The organism is Ferrimonas futtsuensis DSM 18154, assembly GCF_000422645.1.
GTDB classification, from domain to species: Bacteria; Pseudomonadota; Gammaproteobacteria; order Enterobacterales; family Shewanellaceae; genus Ferrimonas; species Ferrimonas futtsuensis.
Genome location: NZ_AUGL01000024.1, coordinates 65,210 through 71,570, shown reverse-complemented (window position 1 = coordinate 71,570; position 6,361 = coordinate 65,210). Strand labels below are relative to the sequence as shown.

Here is a 6,361-nt window from a genome sequence, read left to right as displayed (position 1 = left end):
CACAAAAAAGGGCTGTGTCTTATGTAACTGTTGCACCCCACCCAGCAACTTCGCTAAGACACTGCCTTTGATTCAATTGGTACCGGTAGCGGTCCAGCATTCGGTGCCATCCCAAGTAGTTGTGCAGATATTTAGTCGCTACACCTCGAAATCGCACCATCCAACTTTTCAATCGACTGTCGTAGGCGTTCACATTCTGTATGTGGAATGGCCCTCGCTTTCTCGGCCCTGATGCCTTAATCGTTTCATGCTTTATTCCCGCTCTTTTCGCGTACGCAGCGTAGACCGATGCCCTGTCGGTACATAGACAAGCATCCATCGATAACACCGAACTCAGGGCGGCACCGACATGTTTTGCATCAAGTCTTTCCAGCATGAAATCCGCAGTTTGCCCAGACCTGTCTCGCACAATGAGAACAGAAACCTGGTCTTCGCTTCCTCCACCTTTGGTTTTACTTACTCCGCCGCGGACGCGGGCAGGTCGCTCTAACGTTTTCTGGCCTTTGTTCGACTTCAGAAAGAAGGTTTCATCGGCTTCAACGATACCATGCTCTTGGGTAGCTTGTTTGTTGGCAATGAACTTGAGAAACCGGTGGCGCCAGAGAAAGGCCGTGTTCTTGTTTATTCGGCACTCTTTTGCAGAGCGCCGGACGGTGAAGCCATCAATCAAACACTGAGCATACGCCAGCCAATGCTCCTTTTTCCGCAAGCGAGCCAAGGGAGTGCCAGTTAATGGGTTGAAGGTTTTGCTACAGGACTTGCAACGATATCGAGGAAGACCGTGGCTTGAGCCCCAAGGACGCAACTCAACAGAGTGGCAATGGGGACAACTATCTGGATGATTCTCTATGAGAAATGCGCTGGCAGAGGCGCCATCAAAGCAAAGAAGATTGAGTAGCTGTTCGCGCTGGCTTGGCGACAGCTCCTCAATATGGTGAAGCAACTGTGTGAATTGCTGCTGTTTCATACCTGAACTCCCAAAGCGGAGAGGTACCTTAAGTATACGCCTTCAACAGCTAACTAAAACACAGCCCAAAAAAGCCGGCCAGCGGCCGGCTACCGTTGCCCGGGGCTCTGATCAGCCACCCAGTACCGCATCGGCCACGAAGGGGTTGGAGCGGCGCTCCTGATCAAAGGTGGAATTGGGGCCGTGGCCCGGAACAAACTCGGTGTCACCGCCCAGAGGCCAGAGTTTGCCGGTGATGGAGGCGATAAGGTCACCATGGTTGGACATGGGGAAGTCGGTGCGGCCAATGGACCCGGCGAACAGCACATCACCGACGAAAGCCAGGCCGGAATCGGCGTTGTGGAATACCACATGGCCTGGTGTATGACCGGGAGTGTGCAGCACATCCAGAGTGACATGACCCACCGCCACCTGCTCGCCATCTTCCAGGTAGCGATCCGGGGTGAATGCCTGAGACAGGGCCAGACCAAACATCTGTGCCTGCTGAGGCAGCTGATCCAGCCAGAACTGATCCGCCTTGTGAGGCCCCACCAGAGGCACCCCCAGCTGGTCCGCCAACATGCGGGAGGCGCCGGCGTGGTCGATGTGGGCATGGGTCAGCAGCACCTGCTCAACCTCGACTCCCAGCTTGTCGATGGCCGCCTGAATCCGCTCCAGGTCGCCGCCGGGATCGATCACCGCCGCCTTGTTGGTGTCACCGCACCACAGCAGGGTGCAATTTTGCTGAAACGGGGTGACGGGCACAATCTGGTATTTCATAACTCACACACTCACCAAAAACAGTGGGCCTAGGGTACCACAGGGGACCCCCAGTCCAAACGCCCCCAGAACAAACAGGGTCTTTAATAAAAAAACGCCCCCGGTATCGGGGGCGTCTCTCGTACCAAGGTCAGCGGATAGGCGGTCAACACTCGGTGAAGTCGGAATCACTCATCGATGCCGGTGATATTGCCGTCGTCGTCGATGTCGATGCTCAGGTAGGCGGGTCGCTCCGGCAGGCCGGGCATGGTCATCACGTTGCCGGTCAGGGCATAGACGAAACCGGCACCGGCGCACAACCTGAGACCGCGAACCGGAATGGTAAAGCCGCTGGGCACCCCTTTGAGGGCCGGGTCATGACTGATGGAGAGCGGCGTCTTGGCCATGCACAGGGGCAGATTGCCATAGCCCAGTTCGGTCAGGCGGTCGATGTCACTGCGGGCCTGCTCGGACAGTTCGATGCCATCACCGCCGTAGGCCACCTCGGCCAGGGTCAGCAATTTGGCCTCCAGGGGTTGCTCCAACTCATACAGAGGATGGAAATCAGCGGGCTGCTGCAGGGCGGCCATCACCGCCTCGGCCAGGGCCTTAGCCCCCTCTCCGCCCTTGGCAAAGGCGTCTGACAGGGCCACGCTGGCCCCGGCTTCCCTGACCCGGGCTTCCAACCAGGCCAACTCACTGTCACTGTCATCAGGGAAACGGTTGAGGGCCACCACCACAGGCACCCCGTAGCGGCGGGCATTGTCGATGTGCCACTTCAGGTTGGCAAAACCATCGGCCAGGGCGTCGGGGTCTTCCTGGAACAGGGAGTCTGGCAGGGGCTGACCGGGACGCAGGTCATAGCGCCCCGAATTGGCCTTCAGGCCACGAAGTGTTGCCACCACCACGGCGGCATCCGGGCCGCGGCCCGCGGCGCGCGCCTTGATGTTGCACGCCTTCTCGAAGCCCATATCGGAACCAAAGCCCCCTTCGGTCACCACCACGTCCGCCAGCCCCAGGGCGATACGGTCGGCGATCACCGACGAGTTGCCATGGGCGATGTTGGCGAAGGGGCCGGCGTGCACCAGGGTGGGGACGCCTTCCAGGCTCTGCATCAGGGTGGGCTGTGCGGCGTCTTTCAAGATGGCGGCCATGGCGCCGGCGACACCGATCTGCTCGGCGGTCACCGGTTGGTTCTGCTCGTTGTAAGCCAGGACCACCTGCCCAAGGCGCTGACGCAGGTCCTTAAGATCCTTTGCCAGGGCCAGAATGGCCATCAGTTCGGAGGCGGCGGAGATGTCGAAGCCGCTCTCGCGCTCCAGGCCATTGACTGTCTTACCTGGCTCATTGAGGCCAATGCGAATCTTGCGCAGGGCGCGGTCGTTCATGTCGACCACACGATTCCAGACGATCCCCTCGGCGGTCACGCCCAGGCGTGGCAGGCCGGAGCGGGCCTCAAACTGGTCGCCCTGGCGCTGCTCATGGTAGGCACGGGCATCGATGGCGGCGGCTGCCAGGTTGTGGGCCGCCGTCACGGCATGGATGTCGCCGGTCAGGTGGAGATTCATCTCCTCCATGGGGGCTACCTGGGAGTAACCGCCGCCGGCGGCGCCGCCCTTGACCCCGAACACAGGTCCCATGCTGGGTTGACGGATGCAGGCCATCACCTTCTGACCGATGACTCTGAGTCCCTGAGACAAGCCTATGGTGGTCACGGTTTTGCCTTCACCCAGGGGCGTGGGGGTGATGGCGGTCACCAGCACCAGCTTACCCTGGGGCGCGGCGCTGGCGCGCTTGAGCAGCTGATGGTTGAGCTTGGCCTTGTACTGCCCCTGGGGGACCAGCTCTTGCGGCTGGATGCCTGCGGCGGCAGCGATGTCAGTGATGGGGGCCAAGTCAGCAGATTGAGAGATTACGATGTCTGATTTCATTATTATTTTCCGGGTACGAGCTTGAAGCCGCGCACATTGTACTGGAAAAGGGGCCTAATTCAGACACCTTTTTGTCAAATTTGGACCAAGGTCGTAGCTGGCCACAAAATGGTGCCAACAGGGCAATTTACTTATTAATTCATCACCTTAGGTTCGCCAAGGACGTACACCCAGGTTTCCATCCTGTCACCACCAGCAAACAGCAGAATGGAAGCATTTGATTTAAGAAGGCAAAATGGGCTTTTCTCCACTCAAGGATGATGATGGATAACCGACCCCTGCCCTGGACCCTGGCCCTGGTCACCGCCATTGCCTACACCGCCTTCGAGGCGTTTCGACCCTTTCCCTTCAGCTGGCTGCTCAAAGCCCTGCCGGCACTGGCGCTGCTGCAGTGGAGTCTGGGGCGCCATATTCTCGGCCCCCGCCCCCTGCTCTACCTGGCGCTGGCTGCCGCAGCCTGCGGTGACATCGCCCTGGACTTTGGCCACAACTCCCACCTGGTGCCAGGGCTGGGCGCCTTCAGTATTACCCAATTGTGTCTGTGCCTGCTGCTGTGGCGACACGCCCCCGGGCGCCCAATCTGGCAGTGGGTCACTCTGCCTGTGGGCACCCTGGTATTCCTGTGGCTGATCTGGCCCTACCTGGATGGGCGGGCGCCACTGCTGGCCCTCTATAGCCTGCTGCTGACCGCCATGGTGATGGGGGCGGTACGGGCCAACCTCAACTGGCAGAGCCAGTTGGGTGCCGCCCTGTTCCTGATCTCCGATTCGATGATCGCCATCGACACCTTCGTCTACCACTCTCAGCCGGGGATGACCACCATCTTTGTCACCTACTTCGCCGCACTGATGCTGCTGGTCACAGGTCTGACGGCACCCCGGAGTGAAATCGAAACAGGGGGTCCGGCTCGGCAATCAGCCGCCACTCAGCCTCGCCAATCTCCCTGACCCGCTCATCGATGGGCTCAGGGCTGGCCATCTGGGCCAGAGCCAGATAGTCCTGATAATGGCGGGCCTCCGAGCGCAGCAGGGAGAGATAGAATCGCTGCAGCTCCTCATCCATGTAAGGCGCCAGGGCAGCAAAACGCTCGCAGGAGCGCGCCTCGATGTAGGCGCCAATGATCAGCCGGTCCACCAGCACCCAAGGATCGCCACTGCGCACCAACTGCATCAGCGACGCGGCATAGCGGGAGGCACGAATGGGCTCTATCGCCACCCCCCGGGCCAGCATCAATTCGCGCACCTGCTCGAAATGGTGCAGCTCCTCCTTGATGAGACGCACCATCTTCTCCACCAGGGGGGCCGCCAGGGGCGCATCCGGGCGACAGCTGAGTCCGGCGGGGGTCACCTCGCTGACCATGAGCTGCTTCCCCTGCAGCAGATGGGGACGATAGACCCTGTCCTCGAAGGGACGAATCCACCCCTGCAGGCGCTCACTGCCCGCCTTGTCCAGGGCGTAGCGCCGAAGCAGCCACACCGCGGTCTGGGCCGCCTTAAGCTCACACAACAGGTGATCCTGCAGCACCACCGCCAGACGCTCGGGCCGCCTGGCTTCCGCTGTCCATCTGGCCGGCGTCTCCCCATGCAAAAAGGCCATTACCGGCGCCAGTACTCTCTCCACGGCCCAACTCCCTGTGGCTGCTCGCTCGTTGAGGCGAATGGTATCGCCCGTACCGGGACGAAACAAGGGGCGTGTTTGCCTTGGGTTCAAGCAGAGGTGATACACTGCTGTGCATGTCCACTCATCATCTAACGTCATGAAAACCGAGGACCTGTCCCTGTTTCTGCTGGTGGCCGACTGTGGCTCCATCACCCAGGCGGCGGATGCCGCCGATCTGCCGGTGGCCAACGTCAGCCGCCGCTTGCGCCAGCTGGAGGGAGAACTGGGCTTCCCCCTGTTTGCCCGTACCACCCGGCAGCTGAGGATCACCGAGGAGGGGCGGCAATTCTATCAGCAGGTGCAGCCAATGCTGACCGAACTCAATGCCACCATTGACAACCTCAGAGGGCAGCGCAGCACACTCTCCGGCAAGCTGCGACTGCAGCTGTTTGCCGACTCCAACCTGGTGCTGCCCTTCCTGCAAAAGTTCCAGCAGGCCCACCCGGAGGTCACCTTCGACGTCGAGGTTCCGGGCAAGGAGCTGGATCTGTTGGAGCACGGCTTTGACCTGGGGATGCGCATCGGACCACAACGAGACTCCTCTGAGGTCGCCCGGCTGGCGGGAAAGCTCAGACGCATGGTGGTGGCCTCACCAGATTACCTGTCCACCCACGGTCGTCCCGACAGCCCACAGGCGTTGAAGCACCACAACTGCATCCTGTTTCGCATGCCCAATGGCCGGCTGGACAACCAGTGGCAGATCCAGGGAGGCGAACAGGTGGAGGTCACAGGGGACTTCGTGGTGAATCAACAAAGCTTGCTGGATGACCTGGTGTGCAGTGGCCACGGCATCGGCTTCTTGCCCAGCATCGTCGCCATTCCTCTCATCCAACAGGGACGGCTGGTTGAGCTGTTTGAAGGGGACGACGAGCAGGCGGAGGAGATCTGGCTGATCTACCCCTCTCGGCGCCATCCCAGCCTGCTGTCACGCGCCTTCATCGACTTCGCCCTGGAGGAGGTTAGAGGCAATCCCGCCTTCCAATTATTGAGATAAAGCGAAACAGAACGTCACCAGCAAGTAACAAACTGCGCTAATTATCTCATTTTTTGACAAAGTCATTCTGGC

The 6,361-nt window shown here is 60.2% G+C and carries 6 protein-coding genes; 2 read left to right on the top strand and 4 right to left on the bottom strand.

The window, feature by feature from the left end:
• Positions 1–19 precede the first annotated feature (19 nt).
• From G505_RS0115175 to G505_RS0115165, 3 genes are all read right to left on the bottom strand, one after another.
• On the bottom strand, positions 20–967 hold the full coding sequence (locus tag G505_RS0115175; protein WP_028107711.1) for an IS1595 family transposase: 948 nt from the start codon (positions 965–967) through the stop codon (positions 20–22).
• Between the two features lie 111 nt (positions 968–1,078).
• The gene (locus G505_RS0115170) at positions 1,079–1,726 is read right to left on the bottom strand and encodes an MBL fold metallo-hydrolase (protein WP_028110322.1); all 648 of its coding nucleotides are present in this window, start codon (positions 1,724–1,726) and stop codon (positions 1,079–1,081) included.
• 167 nt (positions 1,727–1,893) lie between these two features.
• Positions 1,894–3,636: a formate--tetrahydrofolate ligase gene (locus G505_RS0115165; protein WP_028110321.1), complete on the bottom strand. Its 1,743-nt coding sequence runs from the start codon at positions 3,634–3,636 to the stop codon at positions 1,894–1,896.
• A gap of 263 nt (positions 3,637–3,899) precedes the next feature.
• Between G505_RS0115165 and G505_RS22535 the strand changes: the two genes are divergently transcribed.
• A complete protein-coding gene (locus G505_RS22535) occupies positions 3,900–4,583 on the top strand; it encodes a lysoplasmalogenase family protein (RefSeq protein WP_051216298.1) in 684 nt (227 codons plus the stop codon).
• Here the strand turns inward: G505_RS22535 and miaE are convergent.
• Positions 4,495–5,256, bottom strand: coding sequence for a tRNA isopentenyl-2-thiomethyl-A-37 hydroxylase MiaE (gene miaE / locus G505_RS0115155; RefSeq protein ID WP_028110320.1), 762 nt, complete (start codon positions 5,254–5,256; stop codon positions 4,495–4,497). The two genes, G505_RS22535 and miaE, sit on opposite strands and share 89 nt — an antisense overlap.
• Before the next feature lie 136 nt (positions 5,257–5,392).
• Here miaE and G505_RS0115150 point away from each other — a divergent pair, with 136 nt between their 5' ends.
• A complete protein-coding gene (locus tag G505_RS0115150; protein WP_028110319.1) occupies positions 5,393–6,289 on the top strand; it encodes a LysR family transcriptional regulator in 897 nt (298 codons plus the stop codon).
• Positions 6,290–6,361 lie beyond the last annotated feature (72 nt).

What these genes read in the sequence shown, in the direction of transcription:
- G505_RS0115175 (WP_028107711.1), bottom strand. Translation starts at nt 967, where the DNA reads ATGAAACAGCAGCAATTCACACAGTTGCTTCACCATATTGAGGAGCTG.
- G505_RS0115170 (WP_028110322.1), bottom strand. Translation starts at nt 1,726, where the DNA reads ATGAAATACCAGATTGTGCCCGTCACCCCGTTTCAGCAAAATTGCACC.
- G505_RS0115165 (WP_028110321.1), bottom strand. Translation starts at nt 3,636, where the DNA reads ATGAAATCAGACATCGTAATCTCTCAATCTGCTGACTTGGCCCCCATC.
- G505_RS22535 (WP_051216298.1), top strand. Translation starts at nt 3,900, where the DNA reads ATGGATAACCGACCCCTGCCCTGGACCCTGGCCCTGGTCACCGCCATT.
- G505_RS0115150 (WP_028110319.1), top strand. Translation starts at nt 5,393, where the DNA reads ATGAAAACCGAGGACCTGTCCCTGTTTCTGCTGGTGGCCGACTGTGGC.